Below are 26,051 nucleotides of genomic sequence, written 5' to 3'. Positions count from 1 at the left end.
AAGGGGATGGGGCGGTACAAACGGCCGCGCAATCATCACTTAGCCGGCCCCGGTCCTGCACGGCCAGATAACGAAATCTGGGAGGAATGCATGACAAGAACGGCTCGTCTCGGGCGTTTCGGCGCCGTCGTTTTGACAGGTCTGGTCTCTGTTTGGTGCGTGGGCGCCACGGCTCGAGCCGAGGACGCCAACAAGGCCGACATCGAAGCCTTAAAGAAATCGCTCGCCAAATATGAGGACTACACGGCCGCCATCCGCGACCTCTATCTGTCGACCGAAGGTTGCGTCTACTTCAGTGGCGAAAAGATACCCGGCACAATGGACTATCCAAAGGGCGCTATGGGCATCCATTTCGTCAATGTTCCCAGCGTCGGCCAGAAACTCGACCCAATGAAACCCAATGTCTTGATCTACGAGCCGACCAAAAAAGGCTTGAAGCTGGTGGGCGTGGAATGGCTGGTGCCGCTGACGCCGGACGTCAAGGAGGCCCCCAAGCTATTTGGTCAGACCTTTATGGGACCGATGGAAGGGCACTATCCGCTCATTCCGAAGGAGTTCGTCCACTACGACCTTCATGCCTGGCTGTTCAGAGACAATCCGAACGGCATGTTCAGCCCGACGAACCCGAAGGTGAAATGCAGCAAGGCCGAGTTTCCGATGCTGGAAAAGCCGACCAAGATGATGCCCGGACCGATGTGACGGGACAACAATGATCGCGAGGCAAGCCGGGTGATCGGCTTGCCTCGCGAAACCGAAACCGGAAATCAGACCTTGGCGACGATCTTCATGAAGGCCGGCATGTCATCGCCGAAGCCGACGGTGCCGTCATTGTCTTCGCCGCCGCGGTTGTTGCGGGCAGGGCGGCTGTTGTTGGCACGCTGCGGCCTGGTGTCGCCGCGTTCGGGAGCACGGTTCTCGTTGTTGCGATCGGAAACCTTGCGCTCGCTGTTTTCGGAGCGGATCGCTTCCTTGCGCTGACGCCGTTCGCCGATGTCGGCGACCGCCGCCTCAGCCACGACCGGCTGTTCCTCGCGTGCGGCATCCGCCGGGGCGACTTCGCTAGGCTTGGCGTGGCGCTCGCGTGGCTTGCGCTCGCCGCGATCTTTGCGGTCTTCGTCCTTGCGGCCGGCGCGGCGCGGGGCGCCGCGGCCGCGGCGCGGCGCTTCGTCCTCGCCGCCTTCGCTGGCGACGACCGTCGACAGGTCGCCGTCATGCCACTCGATCTTGTTGCCGATCAGCCGCTCGATGGCGTCGATGTATTTGGTGTCCGACTTGGTGGCGATGGTGAAGGATTTGCCCGAGCGTCCGGCGCGTCCGGTGCGGCCGATGCGGTGGACATAGTCCTCGGCGTGGATCGGCACATCGTAGTTGAAGACGTGGCTGACATCGGGGATGTCGAGGCCGCGCGCGGCGACGTCGGATGCCACGAGATAGCGCAATTTACCGTCACGGAAATTGGCCAGCATCTGCATGCGGGCGCGCTGGTCCATGTCGCCATGCAGGGCGCCGGCGTCGAAATCATACTTCAACAGCGAGCGGAACAGTTCCGAGACTTCGACCTTGCGGTTGCAGAAGATGATGGCGTTCTTCAGCTCGGCGTCTTCGGCCTTCATCAGATTGCGCAGCGTCTCGCGCTTGTCCCAAGGCTTTGAGCCCGACTTGACCAGGCGCTGGACGATATTGGTGGCAGCGGATGCTGCCTTGGAGACCTCGACGCGGATAGGCGCGTGCAGGAATTTTTCGGTGAGCTTGGTGATCTCCGGCGGCATCGTCGCCGAGAAGAACAGCGTCTGCCTGGTGAACGGGATCATCTCGCAAATGCGCTCGATGTCGGGGATGAAACCCATGTCGAGCATGCGGTCGGCTTCGTCGATGACGAGGATCTCGACGCCGTTGAGCAAGAGCTTGCCGCGCTCGCGGTGGTCGAGCAGGCGGCCCGGCGTGGCGATCAGCACGTCGGCGCCGCGCTCCAGCTTCTTGTCCTGCTCGTCGAAAGAGACGCCGCCGATCAGAAGCGCGATGTTGAGCTTGTGGTTCTTGCCGTAGCGGACGAAATTCTCTTCGACCTGCGCGGCAAGCTCGCGCGTCGGCTCCAGGATCAGCGTGCGCGGCATGCGGGCGCGGGCCCGGCCTTTTTCGAGGCGGGTCAGCATCGGCAGCACGAAGGAGGCGGTTTTGCCGGTGCCGGTCTGGGCGATGCCCAGAATATCCTTGCCGAGCAGCGCATGCGGGATGGCGCCGGCCTGGATCGGCGTCGGCTGCGTGTAGCCGGCATCGGTGACTGCGGAAAGGACCTTCGGCGACAGGCCAAGGTCTGAAAAGGTCAACGCTTCTGGAGCGGTCGTGGTGTCTGAGGACAAGTGTTGTTGTCTTTGGCTGGTTCGGGGAAGCGCAACGGCATCCGTCGCGGCAAGCACAGCGTGCCTGCAAGATTGGTATTGCGATTAGGCGCAAGCCCACGATTTGTCAACAGAAACGGGCGGGATTGGCACGATTGTGAAAACGTAAGCTTAATCGCGATGCTTAATCAGGTAGTCTTTTTTTGCGCCGGCTCAATAGCGAAACTGCTCGGCGAGAATGCGTTCGTTCCACGAATGGTTGGGGTCAAACAGCAACGTCGCCGTCGCGCTCAGTGATTCCCTGACCGTGACGGAAGCCACCGCCTTGACCTCGGTGTGGTCGGCGGCGGCGTTCACCGGGCGCTTCTCCGGCTCCAGAATATCGAAGCGAACGGTCGCCTTGTTGGACAACAGGGCACCCCGCCAGCGGCGCGGCCGGAACGGGCTGACCGGGGTCAGCGCGAGCAGCGGCGCGTCGAGCGGCAGGATCGGACCGTGCGCCGACAGATTGTAGGCGGTGGAGCCTGCCGGCGTCGCGATCATCACGCCGTCGCAATTCAGTTCCTCGATGCGGACCTGTTCATCGACCGTGATACGGATCTTCGCCGTCTGGTAGGACTGGCGCCACAGCGCCACCTCGTTGATCGCGAGAGCTGAAACCGCCTCGCCCTCATGCGTCACCGCCAGCATCTCCAGCGGCCGGATCGTTTCGGCGACGGCGGCCGCGATGCGTTCAGTGAGGCCGCCGACGCGATATTCGTTCATCAGGAAGCCGATGGTGCCACGGTTCATGCCGTAGACCTTCTTTCCCGTGCTCATCGTGTCGCGCAGGGTCTGTAGCAGGAAACCGTCGCCGCCGAGCGCAACCACCACCTCGGCGTCCTCGAACGGGGCATGGCCATAGCGGGCCGACAGGCTTTCCATAGCCGCCTTGGCATCGGCGGTGTCGGACGAGACGAAGGCGAGACTGGCTGTGCTCATGACTTCCCGATGGCGGTCGGCGGCGGTTGCGTGGGGTAGCATGGGCAAGCGCGTCTGCAAAGGGAGGGAGCGTCCGGTGCCACTGCGGCTGTGCCGGAACGAAAATCGGTGGCTCGCGCTTCATGTCGCCGGAGCGGCGAATGTGATGGTTAAGAGCGAGCTTAAACACTCGTAAAGGCCGATCGATCATGTTAGCCGGCAGAGGATGGGTGGCTGGGGGGCTAGCCAGTTGAGACCTGTCTATTGCCGGTGACACGCCTGATTATCGTCTTCCTCGTGATGGGAAGTTTCGCGCTTCTCTTCGCCGAACTTGTGCGACAGTCCGAGGACATGAGTTCCAGGCCGAGGCCGACGGCCTCACGCTGCGGCGACGCCGGCATGCCATGCCCGCAAAACGCTTTGTAGGGCTGAAGCTGCAAGCGAGCCGCCGACGGCGCGGCTGCAACCCATCACCCACTGCCTGACAATCTGTAGGTTTGACGGCATCGACCACGCGTCGTCGATGTCTGGCCGATACCGTCGCCATGCCGGTAAAAAGATATTGACTGTATGGTTAGTAATTAATACCGTTGCGGACATACCGAGTTGGTCAGCCGGAATAAGTCGGTGAATGGCCACCAAGACGAAGGGAACAGACGGACCTGAGGCGGCAACGCCCACGGTTCCAACAATGGGAGAATAAGGCATGCACCTGAAATCGACCGCGACGGCGCTCGGCCTGTCGCTGCTGGCCATGACCGGCATGGCCCGCGCCGATGGCGAACTGCAAATCTACAATTGGGGCAACTACACCAGCCCGGAGCTGATCAAGAAGTTCGAGGACACCTACAAGATCAAGGTCACCGTCACCGACTATGATTCCAATGACACCGCCTTGGCCAAGGTCCGCCAGGGCGCCTCCGGCTACGATATCGTCGTGCCCTCGGCCAGCGTGATGCCGATCTGGATCAGCGAAGGCTTGCTGTTGGAGACCGATCCCAACACGATGGAAAACTTTAAAAATGTCGATCCGAGATGGGTCGATGTGCCGTTCGATCCCGGCCGCAAATACTCAGTGCCGTGGCAATGGGGCACGACCGGCATCTCGGTCAACAAATCGGTCTATGCGGGCGACCCGAACACCTCGGCGATTTTCCTCGATCCGCCGCCGGAACTCGTTGGCAAGATCAATGTCGTGCCCGAAATGGGGGACATCATGTTCCTCACCATTGCCTATGAGGGCGGCAAGTACTGCACCGACGACAAGGTGCTGCTGAAGAAGGTGCATGACAAGCTGGTCGAGGCGAAGGGCAAATGGCTGTCGCTCGATTACGCTGCCGTTGATGGCCTGGGCCGAGGCGACATTGCCGCCGGCGTCAACTGGAACGGCATATCGCTGCGCGAGCGGCTTGAGAACGACAAGATCGTCTACGGCTATCCCAAAGAGGGCTTTCCGATCTGGATGGACAATGTCGCGGTGCTCAAGGACGCCAAGAACGTCGAAAACGCCAAGCTCTTCCAGAATTTCATCATGGAGCCGAAAAACGCCGCGCTGATCTCGGCCTTCGCGCACTACGCCAACGGCATCAAGGGCTCCGAGCCGTTCCTGCCGGACGACATGAAGGGGGCGCCCGAAGTGGACGTTCCGGCCGAATTTGCCGACAGGGGCCAATTCATGCCGACCTGCCCCGCCGACATCCAGGCGCTCTACACCAGGATCTGGACCGACCTGCAGAAATAGCAGCGCCGCCAGCCGAACTTGCCAACATCCTTCGGGCCGCTCACGGCGGCCCGGCCATCCCTCATGCCAGATGCGGTCAAGCCGCCGCGGGAGATTTTGATGTCCGATCTCGACCTTTGCTACATGCCGGCCAGCGAGGCGTTGCGGCTGTTCAAGGCGAAGAAACTGTCGCCTGTCGACCTTATGCAGGCGACGATCGACCGCGCCGAAGCCACCAAGGCGACGATTAACTGCTTCACTTTCGAGCATTTCGACGAGGCGATGGCGCTCGCCAGAAAAGCCGAGGCAAAATATGCCAAGGGCGCCAGGACCGGGGCGCTCGAGGGCCTGCCGATCGGCATTAAGGATGAGAGCTACATCAAGGGCAAGCCGACCTCGCATGGCTCGCTGCTGTCGAAGGACGCCATTGGCGGCCATACCTCGACCATGAACGAGCGTGTCATGAAAGCGGGCGGCATCGTGCATGCCCGCACGGCAACGCCGGAATTCAGCTGCGCCGGCTATACCTGGTCGAAGCGTTGGGGCGTGACGCGCAACCCCTGGAATCCCGATTTCACGCCCGGCGGGTCGTCGGGCGGTTCGGCGGCAACGCTGGCTTCCGGCACATCATCGATCGCCACCGGGTCGGACATTGCCGGGTCGATCCGCATCCCGGCCTCGGCCTGCGGTCTGGTCGGCTTCAAGCCGCCTTACGGCCGCAACCCCGACGAGCCGCCCTTCAACCTCGACTTCTATTGCCACACTGGGCCGCTGGCCCGAAATGTCGGCGATGCAATCCTGCTGCAGAACGTCATGGCCGGGCCGAGCCCGCTCGACATCGCCACGCTTCGCCCAAAACTGCGCCTGCCCAACGACTACAAGCCGATCAAGGGCTGGAAAATCGCTTTCTCCATGGATCTCGGTTCTTTTGAGATCGACCCCGATGTTCGCAAGAACACGCTCGCTGCCTGCGACGTGTTCCGCTCGCTCGGCGCCACGGTCGAGGAGGTCGACCTCGGCTGGGGTGATGAGGTGCTGAAGGCTGGCATGGCTTACCTGGAGCATCTCTTCGGCGCCTCGCTGGCGCCCCTGCTCGCCAAGCACGGCAAGGACATGACCAGCTATGCCAGGCAGTTTGCGCAGGACGGGCAGAAGTCGAAGGCCACGGATTTTGTCGCGACCCTAGAGGTGGCGGCCAGGATGTACCAGACGCTGGGGCCGTTGCTGGAAAAATACGATGTGCTGATCTGCCCGACCAATGCGCTTCCCGCGGTGCCGGCCGAATTCGATCAGACCAAAGGCAAGGTCGAGATCAACGGCGAGCAAGTAAACCCGTCGCTGGGCTGGGTGATGACGACGCCGTTCAACATGCTGAGCCGCTGCCCGGTTCTATCCGTGCCGTCGGGCCGCGCCGCCAATGGCGTGCCGACAGGCATCCAGATTGTCGGCCGCACCTACAGCGACGCCGATGTTTTCCGGGCGGGGATGGCCTATGAGACGGCTCAGGGTCAATGGTACATGAATGCCGGAACACGCCCGTCGCTCTGAGTCCGCGAAGAGCCGGCGTGCCGAAGCAGCGGCGGGATGTTTTCGCCGGGGAAAGGCCTGACGACAATGGCGCAACGCAAAGCCACCGCCGAAGCGGGAAAAAGCAAGGCGACCAAGGGCGCAGCGAACGACGCCGCGCCCAAGGACCGCCGGCGCGAGCGCGGCGAAGCGAGCATTCAGCGCATCATCGATGCCACCATTGAGCTCATCGCGGAGGAGGGCCTGGCCAGCGTCACCATGCAGCGCATCGCCGAGCATGTTGGCTCGTCCAACGCGCTGGTCGTTTTCCACTTTCGCAGCAAGGAGAATTTGTTCCGGGCTGTGCTGCAATATCTCAGCGATCAATACGACGCGCTGTGGATCACACTGGTGCGGGCGCCCGGCCTGTCGCCGGTGGAACGGGCCTTGGGCGCCGTCGATTGCGCGCAGCGCTTTGCCCGTCTGCATCCGAAATGGGTCTCAGTCTTCGTCGTATTCTCCAGCGACCGCAAGAGCATGCAGATTTACAACGAGATCGGCTTGCCAAGCGATCTCGCCTACACCGCCGAGGCGCGCGCTCTGCTGATCGAAATCGCGCGTGACGGCGGCTACACCGGCGTCGACATAGACACGCTGTCAGAAAGCCTGAACTATCTGGTGCATGGCGCCTGGTATTGGGATCATCTCAACCCGTCCAGCCGCGACACCGACGTGCTGCGCAAAACCATGCTGCTGCTGCTGCACCAGGCATTTCCACGGCATTTTGACTTGATGCGTTGATCCCACTCAAAGGTTCTACCGCAATGGTCTAGCACTCTGCATCGGGACATTCGTCGCACGCCGCTTCGTGCGGAATGTCAAAATCTGTGCTATATCTGAGCCATGGCCGAAGAGAATGTGACCCTCGCATTCTCTCGGGGGCTTCCACAATCTGTTAGGCACTGGTTGGAAGTGGCTACGATCAGGCAGTCGTGGTACTTTTGTCGGCTTGAAAGCGTGAAACATACCGCGGTTTGCCTTGGGAGATGCCAAATGCGCATGCCCTTGCTCTTCATTCCACTGCTGCTTGCACCGATTGTATCGCATGCCGCCGACATTCACGACGCCGCCATGAACGGCGATGTCGCGGCGATCACGGCGGCGCTTGATGCAGGCGCCGGCATAGACGAGAGTGATGGGACCGCAACGCCGCTCTATCTTGCGGTCTTCACGGGCCACATCCAAGCAGCAAAATTGCTCATAGAACGTGGTGCGGACGTCAACGCTCAGACGGCTTTTGGTCCCCCGCTGATGGCGGCTATGGGGAAAGACAAGATCGATCTCTTGAATCTATTGCTGGATGGGGGCGCAAATCCAAATTCCGACAGTGGCGGCGAATTCGCCCTTCATGTCGCCGTCAATCTCGATTGTCTCGACTGCGTGAAGACACTGGTCGAGGCCGGCGCGGACGTTAATGCGAAGACTACGGGCGGCAAGACGCCGCTCCATCTGGCAAAAAGCATGGGGCAACGCGAAGTTGCCGACTATCTCTTGTCGCACGGCGTCGTCTTGCCAACACCGGCCCCGATCTCGATGAAGTTGGCCTCTGCCGATGTCGAGAAAGGCCGAACCTACTTCACCCGCGTGTGTAGCAGTTGCCACAACGCCGAGCCACAGGGAGGGAAAAAAATTGGACCGAACCTGTGGAGCGTCGTCGGCCGCGACAAGGCATCCATGGCAGATATGCGCTACTCCGACACCTTGCTGGGCTGGGAGGGTGTCTGGACGTACGAGGATCTGAACAGATTTCTCTTCGGGCCCATGCTCACCACGCCGGGCGTCAAAATGGAGACTCCCGGTGTCCCGGACGAGACCGAACGGGTCAACATGATCGCCTACTTGCGCACACTCAGCGACAAGCCGATCCCGCTGCCCTGAATCGGCGATCTTTGCGCAAGTACTGCTACGGACCTGCCACGCGCCAAGGCCTCGGTCGTTGCCGAGCCCTGAACGCGCTCCACGACATGTTCCAGTGCCATCTTCATCCTCGTGGAAACTGGTGCCCCCGGACGGAATCGAACCGCCGACCTTCGGTTTACAAAACCGCTGCTCTACCAGCTGAGCTACAAGGGCACGGCGCTCCGGTTAGCATATTTGCCGCGCCAGTAAAGACAAAACTCCGTTTTCGATTGCTAGTGGACCCGCCGGGCCGGCTGACGCCGCCATGCTGAAAACCGCCAAGTCCTTTCCTACATATCATCGAGGTGCAATCGCCTGGTTAGGGGGCTCGCATGATCAGACTTGTCATCATTCTCCCGCTCGTCGTCATCGCCTGGTTTCTCGTTGTGAAGCTCATCAAGGACGTGAAGAGCGCCAATATCGACTGGACCGGTATCGCCACCATCGTCGGCTTTATCGCGATGGCGTTCTGGTTGCGGCATGTCACGGGGATGGGGTGACAGAGAGTGAGTAGGGAATAGTCAGTAGTGAGTGGTCCAACCAACTCACAACTCACTACTCACTAATCGCAAAACCCTCGAACCTTTCGCTGTGGCGCTAAGATTCACCGGCGACGAGATCCTTGCCGCAGCAGGTTTTTGCCGGGCTCGAGAAAAAAATCAAAAAACCCGTCGAACCTTTTTCCTCACCGCAACGACAGATGATCAAGAGGCGGATGGATCGCCTCTAGCAACGAAACAAGGAGATCATCATGTTCACGCGCAAAATCGCTTCGGCCCTCATCGCCAGCACCGTCGCCGCCGCCTCGCTGGCCGGCACCGTGCAGCCTTCGGCCGCCCACAGCCATCACCACAACCGCGAAATCGGCATCGGCATCGCCGCCGGCGTTGGCGGCTTCGTGCTCGGCAGCCTGCTCAGCCAGCAGCCGCACACCGTCTATGTCGACGACGAGGGTGGCTCCTGGCATGTCCGTCGCTGCGCCAACCGCTACGCCAGCTACGATCCGTACTCCGACACCTATGTCGGCTACGACGGCTACCGCCACTACTGCCGCCTCTAGCAGGTCGGTTTCAGGCAATGAAGAAGGGGCTCCACAGCCCCTTTTTCATTGTTCACACTAGGATTTTTGCGTGTCGATCGGCAAGCCTGCCGCCCGGCAGGCATCCGCAATCGCGCGCTGCTGCATGTTGCCCATCGCGGCGAGTTCGAAGCTGTTGTCGCCGTCCGGGTAAATCTTGCCAAGGAAAGGCTCATAATCGGCAGAGCCGCCGGCAGCATCGACAGAGCCGCATACCACGATCTCTTTGCGGCCGTTCACCGTGCGCTCGCCGGCAAGTATGGTCCGAACCGCGCTGCCACCGGATTTTTCAAGTGCTGGCGCACGCCAATGGTGATGGTCTCCTCCAGGGCGAGCGAGACCGCAATCGGATCGGCGCGCTGGCTCGCGGCGGGTTCAGGTGGCGGCGGTGTCGTCGCCACGCAACCGCAGAGCGAAGCGAAGAGCAAAAGCTGGACCGTTTTCTGCATGCTCGCCCTTTTGCATGCCTGCGAAAGCCGCGGCAAGACGGGCAACGTCCCTGTGGCCGGCGATGTACAGCGATTTTGCGAAAGTCTAGTCTGCCACCCGAGCGCCAATAGAGGGGAGGGTGGCTTGGACGAGCAGGACCCGAAAGAAGATCTGGTCGAAACGGCTTTTCGCAACGGCACCGTCACCACAGTCGGGCTCCTGCTCGCCTTTTCGCTGGGTTTCATCACCCACTGGGCCGCCAATCCCATTCCGTGGCGGGCCTACCACCTGGTCGCGGTCGTGCCGATCCTGATCGGCATCGCCTTGCAGATGCGGGCGCTTGCCATATTGCTCGACATCGCGTCGCTGCAACGACGCATTTTTGAGCGCGCCAACCGCATCTTCATCACCGGTCTCATCTTCACCGCCTGCGGCGTCGGCGGGGCGATCCTGCTCGATTTCTTCGAGATTTCGGTGCGGAGCGCGGTGCCGGGCGCATGACAGCGAGAACCGAGAACCGATTTCTCGTGTCGCTCGCAGCCTGAAAATTCGGCCGATCAGCCTGACTTATGTCCGCCGATCATCTTGGTCACTTCGGCTGCGGCATCGCGCACCAGCGGTCCGATCTCGTCCAGCCGCTCCGGCGTCACCCGCACCGTCGGGCCAGACACCGAAACACCACCGATCGGCTCGCCGAATTCGTTGAAGATGGCGGCGGCCACGCAGCGCATGCCGGGATGCCGCTCCTCATCGTCGACCGACCAGCCACGGTGCTTGATGACAGCCAGGTCGTGGGCGAGCGCCGAAATGTCGGACAGCGTCTTGTCGGTGAAGCGCTGCAGGCCCGACTTGCGCAGGATGGCGGCGACGCGTTCCGGTTCGAGCTGCGCCAGCACCGCCTTGCCGATGCCCGAGGCATGAAAGGAGCTGCGCGTGCCCGGGCGGAAGAAGGCGCGGATCGCCTGATGCGTCTCCACCTGGCTGACGAAAACGACGCAATCATCCTCGGCGACGCCGAGATTGGCGGTCTCGCCGGTCTTTTCCATCAGCTCTTGCATGACGATGCGCGCACGGTCGACCAGCTTGCGCCGGCGCAGGAAGGCCGCACCCATGCGGTAGGTCTCGACGCCGATCGACCACAGCTGGTCCGATGTATCGAATTCGACCATGCCGTGGTTCTGCAGCGTCATCAGCATGCGATAGGCGGTGGAGGCGGCAAGGCCGCTTTGCGCCGATATCTCGCTCAGCGACAGGCCGCTGCCCTCGGCAACGATGGCGAGGATGCGCAAGGCGCGGTCGAGCGACTGCACCGAACCGGCCTCGGCCGGCCCATTGAAAGCGCGGGGACGGCCGCGCTGGCGTTTTTCGTTGGTTTCCATGGCGGCATTGTCGCCGATTTCTCCAAAATAACAATGAAAAAGTTTTTCACTGATTTTTCGAGCTGGATTCGTGGAAAACGAAAAATCAAGCGAAATCAGTCAGTAGGGGCTGTTTTCTAGAAATGAAAAATTATTCTGAAAAAATTGAAAAATCGTTCGCCCGCTGGCATTGTCAGCAAACCAACAATCTTGCGGAGGCTGAACATGGCCAGGATGCGCGCTGTCGATGCAGCGGTTCTCGTTCTCGAAAAGGAAGGCATTTCCTGCGGCTTCGGCGTGCCGGGCGCGGCGATAAATCCGTTCTATTCGGCGCTGAAGGCGCGGGGCTCGATCCGTCACATATTGGCTAGGCATGTCGAGGCGGCGTCGCATATGGCCGAGGGTTACACGCGGGCCAAGGCCGGCAATATCGGCCTGTGCATAGGCACATCAGGCCCGGCCGGCACCGACATGATCACCGGGCTCTATTCGGCGGCCGCCGATTCCATCCCGATCCTGTGCATCACCGGGCAGGCGCCGCGGGCGCGGCTGAACAAGGAGGATTTCCAGGCCGTCGACATAGCTGCGATCGCGGCACCCGTCGCCAAATGGGCGGTCACGGTCATGGAGCCTTATCTCGTGCCGATGGCGCTGCAGAAGGCGTTTCACCTCATGCGCTCGTCGCGGCCGGGTCCGGTGCTCATCGACCTGCCGGTCGACGTGCAACTGGCCGAGATCGAATTCGACATCGACGCCTATCAGCCACTCGTCCCGTTCAAGCCGGCCATGTCGCGCACCCAGGCCGAAAAGGCGCTGGCGATGCTCAACGCGGCGGACAAGCCGCTAATCGTTGCCGGCGGCGGCATCATCAATGCCGATGCGTCAGACTTGTTGATCGAATTCGCCGAGATCACCGGCGTTCCGGTCATCCCGACGCTGATGGGCTGGGGCGCGATCCCCGACGACCACCGGCTGATGGCCGGCATGTGCGGGCTGCAGACCTCGCACCGTTACGGCAATGCGACCATGCTGGAAGCCGATTTCGTCTTCGGCATCGGCAACCGCTGGGCCAACCGCCACACCGGCTCGGTCGATGTCTACACCAAGGGCAAGAAGTTCATCCATGTCGACATCGAGCCGACGCAGATCGGCCGTGTCTTCGCGCCGGATCTCGGCGTCGTCTCGGATGCCGGCGCGGCGCTGAAGATGCTGCTCGACGTTGCCACCGAATGGAAGACGGCGGGAAAACTGCGCGACTGGTCGGGCTGGGCGAAGGAGTGCCAGGGCCGCAAGAAGACGATGAAGCGCAAGACGCATTTCGAGCACGTGCCGCTGAAGCCGCAGCGCGTCTATGAGGAGATGAACAAGGCGTTCGGCCGCGACACCACCTATGTCACCACGATCGGCCTGTCGCAGATCGCCGGGGCACAGTTTCTGCATGTCTACAAGCCGCGCAACTGGATCAATTGCGGCCAGGCCGGCCCGCTTGGCTGGACGCTGCCGGCGGCCCTTGGCGTGCGCGCCGCCGATCCGGACCGCACCATCGTGGCGCTGTCGGGCGACTATGATTTCCAGTTCATGATCGAGGAACTGGCGGCCGGTGCGCAGCACAAATTGCCATATATCCATGTCGTCGTGAACAACGCCTATCTCGGCCTGATCCGCCAGGCGCAACGTGGTTTTTCCATGGATTTCGAGGTCAGCCTCGCCTTCGAGAACGTCAACCGGGCCAACGATCCGGAGGCCGGCTACGGCGTCGACCATGTCGCGGTCGCCGAAGCGATGGGCTGCAAGGCGGTGCGGGTGCGCAAGCCGGAAGAGTTCGCCGGCGCCTTCAAGGAGGCGCAGCGGCTGATGAAGGAACATCAGGTGCCGGTGGTGCTGGAATTCATCCTCGAGCGCGTCACCAACATTTCCATGGGCACGGAAATCGACAAGATCACCGAATTCGAAGACCTTGCCGAAAGCCACGAGGATGCGCCGACGGCCATCGTCATGCTCGACTAGGGGAGAAAATGAATGCCGCGTTTTTCAGCCAATCTGTCGATGCTCTTTGGCGAGCATGAGTTTCTCGATCGCTTTGACGCGGCCGCCCGCGCCGGCTTCAAGGGTGTCGAATATATCGGGCCCTATGACCATGCGCCGGAGGTGGTCGCGGCGCGGCTGAAGAAGAATGGGCTCAGCCAGGTGCTGTTCAACCTGCCCGTAGGCGACTGGGGCAAGGGCGAGCGCGGCATTGCCGTGCTGCCCGATCGCGTGCCGGAGTTCCGGCAAGGTATCGCCAAGGCGATCTCTTACGCCCATGCGCTCGGCTGCGAACAGGTCAATTGTCTCGCCGGCATCGCCCCGCAAGGCGTGGATCGCTCGGTGCTCGAAAACACCTTTGTCGAGAACCTGGCTTTCGCGGCGGAGAAGCTGGAGCAGGCCGGCGTTCGGCTGCTGATCGAACCGATCAACACGCGCGACATTCCCGGGTTCTTCCTCAACTATTCGGACCAGGCACTGCCGCTGATCGACCGCGTCGCCTCGAAGAACCTGTTCCTGCAATACGACATCTATCACATGCAGATCATGGAGGGGGATCTCGCCCGTACCATCGAGGCTAACCTTCACCGCATCGCGCATATCCAGCTTGCGGACAATCCCGGCCGTCACGAGCCGGGGACGGGCGAGATCAATTATCCCTTCCTGTACGAGCACATCGACCGGATTGGTTATTCCGGATGGGTTGGGGCGGAGTACAAGCCGAAGGCGGGCACGGAGGCTGGGCTGGGGTGGTTCAGGGAGCTTAACGGGCAGGGGAGCGCGGCGGCTTAGCTGTTGCAATTGAAGTCGCGATCCTTCGCGCTCCCCCTGGCCTGCCGGCCATCTCCCCCACAGGTGGGGAGATCGGCAGCTTCGGCGCCGGCTAGCAACTTTCAAGAGTTGGCGAAGGCCGCGGTGACATCCAATCTCCCCCCTCGTGGGGGAGATGTCCGGCAGGACAGAGGGGGGCGCGACAGAACGTGACCTAACAAAAGACGGAGAGAAACAATGGACACCATCGGCTTTATCGGCCTCGGCATCATGGGCGGGCCGATGGCGGGGCACCTGCTTGATGCCGGCTACGCCGTCGTCGCCAGCGACCATCGCTCGAATGCGCCGGCCGAACTCATCGCCAAGGGGCTGAAGTCAGTCACCGGCCATGCCGCCGTGGCGAAAGCGGCCGACATCGTCATCACCATGGTGCCTGACACGCCTCAAGTCGCAGAGGTTCTCTTCGGCGATAACGGCGTCGCCGCCGGCCTGACCAAGGGCAAGCTGGTCATCGACATGAGCTCGATCTCGCCAATCGAGACCAAGGTTTTCGCCCAGAAAATCAACGATCTCGGCTGCGACTATCTCGATGCGCCGGTGTCGGGCGGCGAGGTCGGCGCCAAGGCGGCGTCGCTGACCATTATGGTCGGCGGCGATGAGAAATCCTTCGAGCGCGCAAAGCCCGTCTTCGAGAAGATGGGCAAGAACATCACGCTGGTCGGGCCGAACGGCGTCGGCCAGACCACAAAGGTCGCCAACCAGATCGTCGTCGCGCTGACCATCGAGGCGGTTGCCGAGGCGCTGGTCTTTGCGTCAAAAGCCGGCGCCGATCCGGCCAAGGTCAGGCAGGCGCTGATGGGCGGTCTGGCGGCCTCACGCATCCTCGAAGTGCATGGCGAGCGCATGGTCAAGCGCACCTTCGCACCGGGCTTTCGCATCGAACTGCACCAGAAGGATCTCAACCTGGCGCTGGAGGGCGCCAAGGCGCTCGGTGTCTCCTTGCCCAACACCTCGACCACGCAGCAATTGTTCAATTCCTGCGCCGCCAATGGCGGGGCCAAAGAAGATCATTCGGCGCTGGTTCGCGCGCTGGAGCGGATGGCCAATTTCGAGGTCGGCGGAAAAGCAACCGAAGCCAAGGGCAAAGCAGCATAGGTCCGGAGAAGGCGGCGCAACGTTCCCAAGCCGCCAACTCCTGCCCTGCCAAGAACGGGTTCCTGCGTCAAACGCCGGAGCCCGTTTCTCATATTCCGCGCAACCACGAGATGAGCGCCGCAGCAAATCGCGAATGTGGTTAGGGAAATTGCTGGTTGATGTCCGCCAGCTTGAACTTGTCGATTTCAGCCCCGATCCGCTCAAGCGCTGGAACAAGTGTGCCGTTCTCGAACGCTTCGTTGAGAGCTCCGTCAACCCACCTTTCATCGGCCAGATTGCAGGCGATCCGATGGTGGACTTCCGTTGCATCCATTGAGATCAAGTCTTCGGGACTTTTGGGCAGCCAAGTCTCCCAACCGGCATCGTCGAGAAATTTTCCGATATCAGCAGGATTTTCAAGCGTATGGACAAGCCGAAATATGTCTTTCATCACCGCATGGTAGCGGTCGTTCGCCTCGTCGTAGAACTCCGATGGAGCGAGCCTTCGTAGAGTGCCGATTGTGCTTGCAAGAAATGCAAGCCATTCACCTCTATCAGAGAACGTCTCGAACATGCTGGCCGGTTGTTCAGTCCGCCGAAAGGAATTTTCGGGCGGCGTAAAGGCTCACCGCCGCCGCGTTCGACACGTTGAGCGAACGAATCGCGCCGGGCATGTCGAGGCGGGCGAGGGTCGTCACCGTCTCGCGCGTCTTCTGGCGCAGGCCCTTGCCTTCGGCGCCGAGCACCAGCGCGATCTTGTCGCCGGAAAAACTGGTTTCGAGTTCCGCCGGACCGTCCGAATCGAGGCCGATGGTCTGGAAGCCGGCTTCGTGCAGTTGTGCCAGCGCGTCAGCCAGGTTCTTCACCTCGATCTGGTCGATATGTTCCAGCGCGCCGGAGGCGGATTTCGCCAGCACGCCGGATTCCTGCGGGCTGTGGCGGGCCGTGGTGATCAGCGCACCGGCGCCGAAGGCGACCGCCGAGCGCAGGATGGCGCCGACATTGTGCGGGTCGATGACCTGGTCGAGCACCAGCACCAGTTTTGTGTCGCCAAGCGCGTCGAGGCGTTTCGGCTTCAGCGGCTCGGCCTCGATCAGCACGCCCTGATGCACGGCGTCCGAGCCGGTGATCTTGTCGATATCCCTAGGCTCGACCAGTTCCGCCTTGAACGGCAAAACGGAAAGGTCGGCAATCGCCAGCCGTTCGGCGGCATTGCGCGTTACCAGCATTTTGCGAATCTTGCGCCGGGGATTGTCGAGCGCCGCCCGCACCGTGTGCAGGCCATAAAGCCGCACCAGCCCGTCGGCGGCATTCTCGCCCGGCGGCACCGGCTGGCGCGGCCGGAAGGCGGGCGCGCCGCCGGCCTTCTCGTCGCGGTGGGCGCGACGCAGCTTGGCGTAATGGGTGTCTTTGGCGGTCTTGGGCGTGTTGTCATTGCTCATGGCCGGCTTCTATAGCCGCGTCGCCGCGCCATGGATACAGGCAGAAAGCCGGCTTGCCGGGCAGGCTGTCAAATTCAGCGCATTTTGCCCAGAGGTGCGGTTGACACCCACTGGCCTTGCCGCCATAAGGCGCTTCGCTGATTTCGGAGAAAAACCTTCGGGTTCAAACCGGATCGGCGAGAATGCCTCGTTGCAAGGCTTCGACGGCAGGCTGGAGAGGTGCCCGAGTGGTTAAAGGGGACGGACTGTAAATCCGTTGGCTTAGCCTACGTTGGTTCGAATCCAACCCTCTCCACCACTGCCAGCCCGTCAGCCTTGAAGCGAAGCGGGTATAGCTCAGTGGTAGAGCAGCAGCCTTCCAAGCTGAATATGCGGGTTCGATTCCCGCTACCCGCTCCAAACTTCCCCAATCGCATCAGATTTCAGCGAATATCTCGACAACGTTGCCGTCGGGATCGCGGAAGAACACCGTTCTGTGACCCCATTCCTGGTCGGTGAGCGGCAGGACCGGCTGTACGCCCTTGGCCTGAAGGGCCTCAGCGCAAGCTGCCACCATCTGCGGTGCCACCCTGAAGGCCAGTTGCAGCGACAGCGCGTCCCGTTGCTGCGGCGTGTCGTTGAACATCATGCCGAGCCTGGTCAACGCCAGCGTGTTGGAGCCGACCCGGTATTCGATCCAGCTGTCGCCAAGCTCGCGCTGGAGCTGGAATCCCATCACATCCCCGTAGAAGTGCCGCATGGCGGCCATGTCGCGGGCGAAGATGACGGTGTAGTCGATCTGACGGATCTCGTTCAGTGCGTTCATTGATGGGGTCCCTTGGGCTTATCTTGCGATCGGGCGCAAACTAGCTTTCCTTTAAAGAGGTACAAGACTATATCTTATACTGGTATCAGGGGTGACAGCATGACGGACGGCCGCCACGACGAGCTTGCCCGCTTCCTGCGTGAGCGGCGGGACCGTCTGCCGCGAGCCGGTAGCGCCAATGGCCGCCGCCGGGCTCCGGGCCTTCGCCGCGAAGAGGTCGCGGCCGAGGCGGGGATCAGCACCACCTGGTACACCTGGCTCGAGCAGGGGCGGGAGGTGAACGCATCACCGCAAGTACTTCGCTCGCTGGCGCGGGTTCTGAGGCTGAGCCGGTCCGAGCAGGCCTATCTGTTCCAGTTGGCGCGGCCCGATCTCGACTGGCGCAACCGCCTCGGCGAACATGGCCTGCCCAGCGCGCCGCTTCTGAGCCTGCTCGAAGGGCTGGCGCCGCATCCGGCCTACATCGTCAATCGCTACTGGCAGGTCGTTGCCTGGAACCACCCGGCGACGGTGCTGCTCGGGAATTTCGAGACCGATGATGAATGGTCCGGCAGCCTGATCGCCAGACTGTTTCTCGACCTGGAATGGCGGCAGCGCTTTGTCGACTGGCCGGAGGTTTCGCGCTCGGCCGTCGCGCAGTTCCGGCTTGCCACCGTGGCGATGACCCGCGATCCGGTGCTGGCGGCACTCGTTTCATCACTGGAGGCGGCAAGCGAGGCGTTTGCCGCCTGCTGGACCAGTCGCGACATCGCCGAACCACCGATCTGGCGGAAATCCATCCGGCACCCTCTCGCCGGCGCGATGGCGTTCGATTTCGCGACGCTGCAACCGGGCGGACGCGACAGCGATTTTTCGGTTTCCGTCTACACGCCGGTCGATAAGTCGACCGCTGAAAAATTCACGGCGCTGCTGAGAACAACGCCCGACAACCGCAAGGCGGCGTCGGGCGCGTTTGCGCGTGATGCCAGCGCAGAAGTCTAGTTGTTGAAAGCCGATGCGACCTGGTGCTGCTGCGGCACCTGGCCGTTCGGCGTCAGCTTGTCGACAATGCCGGGCAGGGCGGTGGACAGCTGCTTGAGCAGTTCCTGCTCGTCGAGCCCGGTCCTTTGCGCGATCTCGCGGATGACCTGCGGGCCGATCGCCTTGCCGAGATCGTTGGCGTTGATCGGCTGGTTCTGCCCGGTTCCGACCCACGAGTCGGCGACATTGCCGTGGCCGGCGTCCTTCAGCTTGTCGAGCAGTCCGCCCAGTCCGCCGAGCAGGCCGCCATCGCCGGAGGCGGTGGTGCCGGTTGGGGCGGGCGCTTGAGGCTGGGCGGCGGGCTCGTCAGGCTGTTCGGCACTTCTGCCGCTCAGCATTTTTCCCACCAGCAGCGCGCCGAGCGCGATCATCAGCGGTTTGGTGATGTTGCCGCCGGGTACGGCGTTGTCAAAGAGTCCCATAGGTCAATCCTCCATTGCGACCAAGCCCCGTCCCATCGCTAGAATGGAGCAGGCGGGCCGAATTTCAAGTTGGCTTGAGCTTTTGACAAGCATGTGACCATGATCGCTCCGCGGGGGGAATGGAGAGGAAAAATGGGCATCATCAGCTGGATCATCCTCGGCGTCATCGCCGGCTTTATCGGCAGCAAGATCGTCAACAAGACCGGCCAGGGCCTGATCATGGATATCGTGCTCGGCATTGTCGGCGCCATCGTCGGCGGCCTGATCTTCAGCGCTTTCGGCGCCACGGGCGTGACCGGCCTCAACATCTGGAGCCTGATCGTCGCGGTCATCGGCGCGGTGGTTGTGCTGTGGGCCTATCACCAGATCAGCGGCAAGCGGACGCTTTAACGCCGCTTCCTTGGTGCAGTAACTGTCGTCGCGAGGATTATGCGACGACGGTCAGCCTGCGTTTGCGTTCATCCAGCGAAACGATGATCAGTCCGCTCGCCACCACCAGCAGGATGCCGCAGACCGCCAGCGCATTCGGGAATTGCCCGAACACCAGCACACCTGAAATGACCGCCCAGACAGTAAAGCAGTAATAGAACGGCGCCACGACGCCGGTCGGGCCGACGCGATAGGCCATGAAGATGAAGAAATGGCCGAAGATCAGGAAGAACCCGGCGCCGGCCATCAAAAGCAGGTGACGGGCTTCCGGCATCACCCAGCGCTCGGAAACCAGATGGGCGGCACCTGCGCCGATCAGCACCACCACGACGGCGGAAATGGCGACGATCATGCCCGGCACCTCGGCCGGGACCCTCCTGCCGGCAAGATCGCGCGCGGCCGACAGAGTGGCATTGCCGAGCGCCAGCAAGGCGTAGACCGAAATGCCCTCCATGGTCGGCTGCGCCACCATGACGGCGCCGACGAAGCCGAGCCCGATCAGCGCCATGCGCACGCTGCCGATCCGCTCGCCAAACAGGATGGAAGAGCCGACCAGCATCAGAAGCGGCGTGATCTGCCCGAGCGCGGTCGAATCGGCGATCTGCATGTTGGCCAGCGCCACCACATAGCAAAGGATGGCCGCCAGCTCGAGCAGGTTGCGGCGCAGCACGCGCCTGTCGAAGATCAGCGGGATCTGCTTGCCGTAACCCAGCAGGAACAGCAGTGGCATGCCCCACAGCGTGGCCGCGACCCCGCGCAGGAACAGCACTTCATAGGAGGGCAAGCCGGCGGTGGCGAGCTTCATCATCGTGTCGTTGACGAGGTAGGACCCCGTTGAAACGATCATGAACAGCGGGCCGCGTATGGATGTGGGGATGAAATGCATCGGACGAGCAAATCAGACAGGCGGCGCAGCGGCAATGGGCCACGCGCGGGCTGCCAATCCAGCAGGGAAGGGCCAGGACATAGCAGGGAGTTGCAAGACACGCGCTGAAGCCGGCTGCCCCATTTCATTTCCCGTAGGGCCTTCCTATATCAGCGCCATATCCCCGCAATCGGATCATCGGTTCGGACCGAGTGGACAGCGCACCCGGCCACAAGGCTCTTGTGTTTTTCGGCCGTAGTCGCTAATCGCCCCGCATTCGACTGAACTGAAGGTCAAGGCCGTCCAAGGAAAGAGACTATGGCAAAAGGTAAATTCGAGCGCACTAAGCCTCATGTGAACATCGGCACGATTGGTCACGTTGACCATGGCAAGACGTCGCTGACGGCGGCGATCACGAAGTATTTTGGCGAATACAAGCGCTATGACCAGATCGATGCGGCGCCCGAAGAGAAGGCCCGCGGCATCACCATCTCGACGGCGCACGTCGAATACGAGACGGCCAACCGTCACTATGCCCACGTCGACTGCCCCGGCCACGCCGACTATGTGAAGAACATGATCACCGGCGCCGCGCAGATGGACGGCGCGATCCTGGTGGTTTCGGCCGCCGACGGCCCGATGCCGCAGACCCGCGAGCACATCCTGCTTGCCCGTCAGGTCGGCGTGCCGTCGATCGTTGTGTTCCTGAACAAGGTCGACCAGGTCGACGACGCGGAACTCCTCGAACTGGTCGAGCTCGAGGTTCGCGAGCTTCTGTCGAAGAACGAATTCCCCGGCGACGACATTCCGATCGTCAAGGGTTCGGCTCTGGCTGCTCTTGAAGATTCGAACAAGACCATCGGTGAAGACGCGATCCGCGAGCTGATGGCTCAGGTCGACGCCTACATCCCGACGCCGGTTCGTCCGCTGGACAAGCCGTTCCTGATGCCGATCGAAGACGTGTTCTCGATCTCGGGTCGTGGCACGGTGGTGACCGGCCGCGTCGAGCGTGGCGTGGTCAAGGTCGGCGAGGAACTGGAAATCATCGGCATCCGTCCGACGACCAAGACGACCTGCACCGGCGTTGAAATGTTCCGCAAGCTGCTCGATCAGGGCCAGGCTGGCGACAACATCGGCGCGCTGCTGCGCGGCGTTGACCGTGAAGGTGTCGAGCGCGGCCAGGTTCTGGCCAAGCCCGGTACGGTGAAGCCGCACAAGAAGTTCGTGGCCGAAGCCTACATCCTGACCAAGGACGAAGGTGGCCGTCACACGCCGTTCTTCACCAACTACCGTCCGCAGTTCTACTTCCGCACGACCGACGTGACCGGCATCGTGTCGCTGCCGGAAGGCACCGAGATGGTGATGCCCGGCGACAACATCACGGTCGATGTCGAGCTGATCGTGCCGATCGCCATGGAAGAGAAGCTGCGCTTCGCCATCCGTGAAGGCGGCCGCACCGTCGGTGCCGGCATCGTCGTCACCATCAAAGAATAATCGAGCCCGGCATCAGCCGGATCGACAAAGGAAAGGGCGGTCTTCGGACCGCCCTTTTTCGTTGGCTCATGGCCAGATGTATCTGTTTTGGTGTCCCAATCTCTGTTGCAAGTCTCCCAGCCTATACTAGTATAGATTGCAATTGAGGGGCTTGGTCGGATGGTTCCACGGCACCGTTTTCAGGTTTGGGCATGCCGGGCACTAGGGCAGATCTGCCTTGTGTCGCTGCTCGCCATGGGCAGTGTCGCTTTGGCGGGCCAGACAAAAAATCCCGAGCCGGACCCGGATGCGCCGATGCAGTTCGTCGTCGTGCGCAGCAATGCGCCGGGCTGCGAGCCGGCCTGTCCGGAATGGATATCGGCCGAGGGGGCGATAACGGCCAAGTCGCCGGCGCTGCTCAAGGCTGCGCTGAAAACGCTCGGTCGCCGCAAATTGCCGATTGTCGTCAACTCGCCCGGCGGCGATGTCGATGCGGCCATCGCCATGGGCCGCATGATCCGCAAGAACAAGCTCGACATCGCGGTCGGCCGGACCTGGTTTGTCGGCTGCGAGCCGGGGGAGAAGAACTGCAAGGAGAACGACGCCAGAGGTTCGCACTATATCGGCAACCCCTATGTGCTCGGCAGCTATTGCGCGTCGGCTTGCCCGATGATGCTGGCCGGCGGCACCAGGCGCCTGGTCGGGCCGCTGGCCTATCTCGGCGTCCACCAGATCACGACCACGGTCGTGCAAATGAACGTGCAATATGAAGTCCGCTATCGCGTCGTGAAAGGCAAGAAGCGGGTCATCAGCAAGAAGGTCGTCAGCCGCAAGAACGCCGGCAGCTACAAGACCTACGAAATGAGCAAGAGGGTGGAGAGCAAGCTGGCCACCTATTTCAAGGAGATGGGTGTCGACCTCAGCATACTCGAAACGATGAAGAGCACGCCGGCCAGCGACATCCAGCAGATCGACCTCAGCGACATGCTGACGATGAAGCTGGTCACCAGCGCGGACGCTGCAGATTTGCTGACCAGCGCAAGCCTGTGCACGCTGGACCTTCCGGCCCTGAATTGCCGGGAAATACCGGCGAACAAGCCAGCCGGCGGCCTGCCGGCCGTGGCCAAGGCAGCGCCGCTGCTGGTGAAGCCGGAAACCGCTCAGCACGATGACGGCATGCGCTTTGTCGTGGTTCGCGGCAGCAACCCGCTCTGCAATCCCGACTGCCCGGAGTGGATCGCGGCGCAAGGCGCGATTACGCCTCAGACGCCGCAGAAGCTCAGCCAATTGCTCGCCACACTTGGCAACCGGCGGCTGCCCGTGGTGATCAGCTCGCGAGGCGGCGACCTCTCCAGCGCCCTGGCGGCGGGACGGATCATCCATGAAAAGAAGCTCGACGCTGCCGTTGCCCGCACCGATTTCGTCGGCTGCGACCCGGCTGAGTGGAATTGCCTGGCCAGGGACGGCGCCTATGCCGGACTGAGCGTCGATGGCGACGGCGACTGCGATTCGGCCTGCGCGCTCATGCTGGCCGGCGGCGCCAGGCGGCTCGTCGGTCCGCAGGCGCGGCTCAGCCTCTATCTGATGGGACAGAAACAGACGGTCAAAGCCTATCTCGAGGAGATGGCGATAAGCCCGGCTCTGTTCACAGCGCTTAAGGGCAGTTCGGTAGAGCGTCAGCTTGGACCTGACATGATGCTCAAGGTCGGCCTGACGACCGGGCGCCAGTCGGTGGATGCGCTGACGGGTTCCAGCATCTGCAAGTCGGCGCCGAAACCTGAGAATTGCCGCGTGGTAGCGTCGTCCAGCGGCTGATTGCACCGGTCGCTACGGGAAGCCAAGCTTCGCCATCGGCGAAGGCGGACGCTCTGTTGGCGCCGTAACCATCAAGAATAATCGGCGCTGACACTTCGCCGGAGACGGCAAGGAGAGCCGCCCGCCGACGTCTTTCGTTTCCAACGCTGCGCTGAACAAGTATTGCACGGTTTGTTGCCAAGCTATTGCAAGTACCATTGCCGTAACTATCATGGGAGGCTCAAGGGGGCTTGGGCCAAGCATGGTTTGGGGACGCCGTTCAGATAGTCTGGCGAAGTGGACGCGCGGGCCGGTTCGGCTGGCGCTGGCGCTTGCGTTGGCGGCGTTTGCCGTCGTCGAGGATGCCTCTGCGCAATATCTGGTCACTTGGGACGATCCGACGGCCGAGGAGATGCGGTTTGTCGTCGCGCGCAGCAGTGCCCCCGGCTGCGAGCCCAACTGCCCGGAGTGGATATCGGCTGAAGGCCCAATTGCAGCCGGCACGCCAGCCCTGCTCAAGCAAACCTTGAAGAAGCTCGGCGGCCGCAAACTGCCGATCATCGTCAATTCCCCGGGCGGCAATGTCGATGCCGCGCTCCAGCTCGGCCGGATAATCCGCAAGAACAAGCTCGACATCGCCATAGGCAAGACCGAGTTTTCCGATTGTTGGCCCGGGACGGATGGCTGTGGATTCAGCTACGGCAAGGGCTCCGCTTATCTCGGCCAGGCGTCTGATGGCGCCAGCTGCAACTCCGCCTGTCCGCTGATGTTTGCCGGAGGCGTGCGTCGCGTGGCCGGCGGCTGGAACTACCTGGGTGTTCACCAGATCACCACCACCTGGTTCCCCTCCACAACGCACTATCGGACCACCTATCGCGTCAAGCGGGGCAAAAAATATCGGGTCACCACGGAAACCGTCACGCAAGGCGAAAGCTACAAAACCTATAAAATGAGCAAGGGGTTTGCGCGCAAGATCTCGGCCTATCTCAAGGAGATGGGGGTCGGACAGGGCGTGCTCGACCTGATGAAGGCGACGCCAGCCAGCGACATCAGGCAGATCAGCCTCCACGATATGCTGACGATGAAACTGGCCACCAGCACGGACACTCAGGAGCTGTTTACCAAAGCAGCTCTGTGCATGTTCGACCCGCCGGCTCCCAACTGCAGGGAAATACCGGGAAACAAGCCAGCCGGCGGACAAACGCCCGCGGCCAAGCCGGCCGTGGTGGCTGCGATCAAGGCAAAGACCGGCCCCCCACTTTCTCAGCCGGCCAAGGCTCCAGCTCCCAAGCCGTTGCAGGCAGCGCCAGGGAATTCGACGCCAGATATGCGCTTCGTTGTCGTTCGCGGCAGAGACTCGCTCTGCAATCCCGATTGCCCGGAATGGATCTCGGCGGAAGGCGCGATGACGCCTCAGACCCCGCAAAAGTTGCGCCAGTTGCTCGACACCCTTGGCAACCGACGGCTGCCGGTGGTGATCAGCTCACAGGGGGGCAGCCTGTTCAGCGCTCTGGCCGCGGGAAGGCTTATCCATGAACGGAAGCTCGACGTCGCCGTCGCCCGCACCACTATCGTCGGCTGCGACCCGCCCGAGGCAGGCTGCTTGGCCGATAACGGTGCCTATGTCGGGCTGATTAGCGATTTTGGAGTGGAGTGCGATTCGGCCTGCGCGCTCATGCTTGCCGCCGGCGCCAAAAGGCTGGTCGATCCCAAGGCGAGGCTCAGCATGTCCTCGAGGGGACAGACGCAGTTGGTTAAAGCCTACCTGGAGGAGATGGAGATGGACCCAGCTCTGTTCGCCGCGATAGGCTCGGTCGAGCGTCAGCTCGAGCCCGACATGATGCTCAAAGTCGGGCTGACAACCGGGCCGGAGTCGGTGGAGGCGCTAACCGGCCCCGCTATTTGCAAAACCTCACCCAAGCCCGACAACTGTTTGCTTCCGCCGACCGCCAAGGCCGAGTCGCCCGCCAAACTGTAGGCATCGCAGAAACTGGCCATCGAGGCAGGTTGAGCCATGCCCGATTTCTCCGCTATCGTTGTGGCAGGCGTCGCCCGGGGGAGGATCGAACATGAGCCGGGATATCCCGACACTTTACGAATGGGCCGGCGGCATCGAGGCGCTCAACCGGCTGACGGAAACCTTTTACGACAAGGTGTCCCGCGATCCGGTGATCGGGCCGGTGTTCAAGCACATGTCGCCGGATCATCCCGCCCATGTCGCGGCCTTCATCGGCGAGGTTTTCGGTGGACCGAAAACCTATAGCGAAAAGCATGGCGGCCACCGCGAGATGGTCATGCACCATCTCGGCAAGCATTTGAGCGAAGAACAGCGCCGCCGCTGGATCAGCCTCCTCGCCGATGCCGCTGATGCGGTCGGGCTGCCGGACGATCCCGAATTCCGCTCCGCCTTCATGGGCTATGTCGAGTGGGGATCGCGGCTGGCCAAGATGAACTCCACCCTCGGCGAGACCTGCGACCCGGAGACCGAACCGATGCCGGCCTGGGGATGAGGCGTGCCGGGC

Annotated in this window: 27 protein-coding genes and 3 tRNA genes; 19 read left to right on the top strand and 11 right to left on the bottom strand. The window is 62.0% G+C overall.

What is annotated here, in order from left to right:
• Positions 1 to 90: 90 nt before the first annotated feature.
• Positions 91 to 699 carry a hypothetical protein gene (locus AC1DYC_RS07240; RefSeq protein ID WP_477405042.1) on the top strand — a complete coding sequence of 203 codons (609 nt, stop codon included), beginning with the start codon at positions 91 to 93 and terminating at the stop codon, positions 697 to 699.
• Positions 700 to 764: 65 nt separating this feature from the next.
• On the opposite strand, the gene AC1DYC_RS07235 is transcribed toward AC1DYC_RS07240, so the two are convergent.
• Together AC1DYC_RS07235 and AC1DYC_RS07230 are read right to left on the bottom strand one after the other, a co-directional pair.
• Positions 765 to 2,360 (bottom strand): DEAD/DEAH box helicase, encoded by a 1,596-nt coding sequence (locus AC1DYC_RS07235; protein ID WP_477405040.1) that lies wholly within the window; start codon positions 2,358 to 2,360, stop codon positions 765 to 767.
• A gap of 192 nt (positions 2,361 to 2,552) precedes the next feature.
• Entirely contained in the window at positions 2,553 to 3,320 is a 768-nt protein-coding gene (locus AC1DYC_RS07230) for an NAD kinase (RefSeq protein ID WP_477405038.1), read from the bottom strand.
• Between the two features lie 685 nt (positions 3,321 to 4,005).
• Between AC1DYC_RS07230 and AC1DYC_RS07225 the strand changes: the two genes are divergently transcribed.
• From AC1DYC_RS07225 to AC1DYC_RS07210, 4 genes are all read left to right on the top strand, one after another.
• Positions 4,006 to 5,040, top strand: coding sequence for an extracellular solute-binding protein (locus AC1DYC_RS07225; RefSeq protein WP_477405036.1), 1,035 nt, complete (start codon positions 4,006 to 4,008; stop codon positions 5,038 to 5,040).
• A 99-nt stretch (positions 5,041 to 5,139) separates the two neighbouring features.
• Positions 5,140 to 6,567, top strand: coding sequence for an amidase (locus AC1DYC_RS07220; protein ID WP_477405034.1), 1,428 nt, complete (start codon positions 5,140 to 5,142; stop codon positions 6,565 to 6,567).
• A gap of 66 nt (positions 6,568 to 6,633) precedes the next feature.
• Positions 6,634 to 7,326: a TetR/AcrR family transcriptional regulator gene (locus tag AC1DYC_RS07215; RefSeq protein ID WP_477405032.1), complete on the top strand. Its 693-nt coding sequence runs from the start codon at positions 6,634 to 6,636 to the stop codon at positions 7,324 to 7,326.
• Between the two features lie 252 nt (positions 7,327 to 7,578).
• A complete protein-coding gene (locus AC1DYC_RS07210) occupies positions 7,579 to 8,463 on the top strand; it encodes an ankyrin repeat domain-containing protein (protein WP_477405030.1) in 885 nt (294 codons plus the stop codon).
• A 119-nt stretch (positions 8,464 to 8,582) separates the two neighbouring features.
• Here AC1DYC_RS07210 and AC1DYC_RS07205 read toward each other — a convergent pair.
• Positions 8,583 to 8,658, bottom strand: a tRNA-Thr gene (locus AC1DYC_RS07205).
• A 158-nt stretch (positions 8,659 to 8,816) separates the two neighbouring features.
• On the opposite strand from AC1DYC_RS07205, the gene AC1DYC_RS07200 reads away from it, so the two are divergent.
• Both AC1DYC_RS07200 and AC1DYC_RS07195 read left to right on the top strand, forming a co-directional pair.
• Positions 8,817 to 8,984 (top strand): hypothetical protein, encoded by a 168-nt coding sequence (locus AC1DYC_RS07200; protein ID WP_142864872.1) that lies wholly within the window; start codon positions 8,817 to 8,819, stop codon positions 8,982 to 8,984.
• Positions 8,985 to 9,235: 251 nt separating this feature from the next.
• Complete coding sequence (locus tag AC1DYC_RS07195; RefSeq protein ID WP_477310148.1) at positions 9,236 to 9,544, top strand: BA14K family protein; 309 nt, start codon at positions 9,236 to 9,238, stop codon at positions 9,542 to 9,544.
• A 57-nt stretch (positions 9,545 to 9,601) separates the two neighbouring features.
• Here AC1DYC_RS07195 and AC1DYC_RS07190 read toward each other — a convergent pair whose 3' ends face one another.
• Together AC1DYC_RS07190 and AC1DYC_RS07185 are read right to left on the bottom strand one after the other, a co-directional pair.
• Positions 9,602 to 9,802, bottom strand: a complete 201-nt coding sequence (locus AC1DYC_RS07190) for a hypothetical protein (protein ID WP_477405028.1) — start codon at positions 9,800 to 9,802, stop codon at positions 9,602 to 9,604.
• Complete coding sequence (locus AC1DYC_RS07185) at positions 9,799 to 10,011, bottom strand: hypothetical protein (RefSeq protein ID WP_477405026.1); 213 nt, start codon at positions 10,009 to 10,011, stop codon at positions 9,799 to 9,801. The genes AC1DYC_RS07190 and AC1DYC_RS07185 overlap by 4 nt, the downstream gene beginning before the upstream one ends.
• 124 nt (positions 10,012 to 10,135) lie before the next feature.
• Between AC1DYC_RS07185 and AC1DYC_RS07180 the strand changes: the two genes are divergently transcribed.
• Complete coding sequence (locus AC1DYC_RS07180; RefSeq protein WP_477310152.1) at positions 10,136 to 10,492, top strand: hypothetical protein; 357 nt, start codon at positions 10,136 to 10,138, stop codon at positions 10,490 to 10,492.
• A 56-nt stretch (positions 10,493 to 10,548) separates the two neighbouring features.
• Here AC1DYC_RS07180 and bhcR read toward each other — a convergent pair whose 3' ends face one another.
• Complete coding sequence (gene bhcR / locus AC1DYC_RS07175; protein ID WP_477405024.1) at positions 10,549 to 11,370, bottom strand: HTH-type transcriptional regulator BhcR; 822 nt, start codon at positions 11,368 to 11,370, stop codon at positions 10,549 to 10,551.
• Between the two features lie 204 nt (positions 11,371 to 11,574).
• On the opposite strand from bhcR, the gene gcl reads away from it, so the two are divergent.
• From gcl to AC1DYC_RS07160, 3 genes are all read left to right on the top strand, one after another.
• Positions 11,575 to 13,356, top strand: coding sequence for a glyoxylate carboligase (gcl, locus tag AC1DYC_RS07170; protein WP_477405022.1), 1,782 nt, complete (start codon positions 11,575 to 11,577; stop codon positions 13,354 to 13,356).
• Positions 13,357 to 13,368: 12 nt separating this feature from the next.
• On the top strand, positions 13,369 to 14,166 hold the full coding sequence (gene otnI, locus AC1DYC_RS07165) for a 2-oxo-tetronate isomerase (protein WP_477405020.1): 798 nt from the start codon (positions 13,369 to 13,371) through the stop codon (positions 14,164 to 14,166).
• A 216-nt stretch (positions 14,167 to 14,382) separates the two neighbouring features.
• Positions 14,383 to 15,300: a 2-hydroxy-3-oxopropionate reductase gene (locus AC1DYC_RS07160; protein ID WP_477405018.1), complete on the top strand. Its 918-nt coding sequence runs from the start codon at positions 14,383 to 14,385 to the stop codon at positions 15,298 to 15,300.
• A gap of 139 nt (positions 15,301 to 15,439) precedes the next feature.
• Here the strand turns inward: AC1DYC_RS07160 and AC1DYC_RS07155 are convergent, their stop codons facing one another.
• Complete coding sequence (locus AC1DYC_RS07155; RefSeq protein WP_477405016.1) at positions 15,440 to 15,853, bottom strand: hypothetical protein; 414 nt, start codon at positions 15,851 to 15,853, stop codon at positions 15,440 to 15,442.
• Positions 15,854 to 15,866: 13 nt separating this feature from the next.
• Positions 15,867 to 16,721 (bottom strand): TrmH family RNA methyltransferase, encoded by an 855-nt coding sequence (locus AC1DYC_RS07150; protein WP_477405014.1) that lies wholly within the window; start codon positions 16,719 to 16,721, stop codon positions 15,867 to 15,869.
• 213 nt (positions 16,722 to 16,934) lie between these two features.
• Between AC1DYC_RS07150 and AC1DYC_RS07145 the strand changes: the two genes are divergently transcribed.
• Together AC1DYC_RS07145 and AC1DYC_RS07140 are read left to right on the top strand one after the other, a co-directional pair.
• Positions 16,935 to 17,019, top strand: a tRNA-Tyr gene (locus tag AC1DYC_RS07145).
• Positions 17,020 to 17,046: 27 nt separating this feature from the next.
• Positions 17,047 to 17,120, top strand: a tRNA-Gly gene (locus AC1DYC_RS07140).
• Positions 17,121 to 17,136: 16 nt separating this feature from the next.
• Here AC1DYC_RS07140 and AC1DYC_RS07135 read toward each other — a convergent pair.
• On the bottom strand, positions 17,137 to 17,526 hold the full coding sequence (locus tag AC1DYC_RS07135; RefSeq protein WP_477405012.1) for a VOC family protein: 390 nt from the start codon (positions 17,524 to 17,526) through the stop codon (positions 17,137 to 17,139).
• Positions 17,527 to 17,625: 99 nt separating this feature from the next.
• Between AC1DYC_RS07135 and AC1DYC_RS07130 the strand changes: the two genes are divergently transcribed.
• Positions 17,626 to 18,507 carry a helix-turn-helix transcriptional regulator gene (locus AC1DYC_RS07130; RefSeq protein WP_477405010.1) on the top strand — a complete coding sequence of 294 codons (882 nt, stop codon included), beginning with the start codon at positions 17,626 to 17,628 and terminating at the stop codon, positions 18,505 to 18,507.
• Here the strand turns inward: AC1DYC_RS07130 and AC1DYC_RS07125 are convergent.
• On the bottom strand, positions 18,504 to 18,968 hold the full coding sequence (locus AC1DYC_RS07125) for a YidB family protein (RefSeq protein ID WP_477405008.1): 465 nt from the start codon (positions 18,966 to 18,968) through the stop codon (positions 18,504 to 18,506). The genes AC1DYC_RS07130 and AC1DYC_RS07125 overlap by 4 nt on opposite strands.
• Positions 18,969 to 19,100: 132 nt before the next feature.
• Between AC1DYC_RS07125 and AC1DYC_RS07120 the strand changes: the two genes are divergently transcribed.
• Positions 19,101 to 19,358, top strand: a complete 258-nt coding sequence (locus AC1DYC_RS07120) for a GlsB/YeaQ/YmgE family stress response membrane protein (protein ID WP_477281461.1) — start codon at positions 19,101 to 19,103, stop codon at positions 19,356 to 19,358.
• 37 nt (positions 19,359 to 19,395) lie between these two features.
• On the opposite strand, the gene AC1DYC_RS07115 is transcribed toward AC1DYC_RS07120, so the two are convergent.
• Positions 19,396 to 20,283, bottom strand: coding sequence for a DMT family transporter (locus AC1DYC_RS07115; protein WP_477405006.1), 888 nt, complete (start codon positions 20,281 to 20,283; stop codon positions 19,396 to 19,398).
• A gap of 297 nt (positions 20,284 to 20,580) precedes the next feature.
• Between AC1DYC_RS07115 and tuf the strand changes: the two genes are divergently transcribed.
• The 4 genes from tuf to AC1DYC_RS07095 all read left to right on the top strand — a co-directional run bounded on the left by tuf (position 20,581) and on the right by AC1DYC_RS07095 (position 26,039).
• Positions 20,581 to 21,756 carry an elongation factor Tu gene (tuf, locus tag AC1DYC_RS07110; RefSeq protein WP_013895701.1) on the top strand — a complete coding sequence of 392 codons (1,176 nt, stop codon included), beginning with the start codon at positions 20,581 to 20,583 and terminating at the stop codon, positions 21,754 to 21,756.
• A 159-nt stretch (positions 21,757 to 21,915) separates the two neighbouring features.
• The gene (locus AC1DYC_RS07105; RefSeq protein WP_477405004.1) at positions 21,916 to 23,550 is read left to right on the top strand and encodes a COG3904 family protein; all 1,635 of its coding nucleotides are present in this window, start codon (positions 21,916 to 21,918) and stop codon (positions 23,548 to 23,550) included.
• Positions 23,551 to 23,791: 241 nt separating this feature from the next.
• Positions 23,792 to 25,507 carry a COG3904 family protein gene (locus tag AC1DYC_RS07100; protein ID WP_477405002.1) on the top strand — a complete coding sequence of 572 codons (1,716 nt, stop codon included), beginning with the start codon at positions 23,792 to 23,794 and terminating at the stop codon, positions 25,505 to 25,507.
• Between the two features lie 91 nt (positions 25,508 to 25,598).
• Positions 25,599 to 26,039 (top strand): group II truncated hemoglobin, encoded by a 441-nt coding sequence (locus AC1DYC_RS07095; protein ID WP_477405000.1) that lies wholly within the window; start codon positions 25,599 to 25,601, stop codon positions 26,037 to 26,039.
• Positions 26,040 to 26,051 lie beyond the last annotated feature (12 nt).

Source organism: Mesorhizobium sp. P2_E7, from assembly GCF_056403855.1.
Note: the sequence above shows the minus strand (reverse complement) of the source record. Positions and strands in the feature narration are given on the sequence as shown.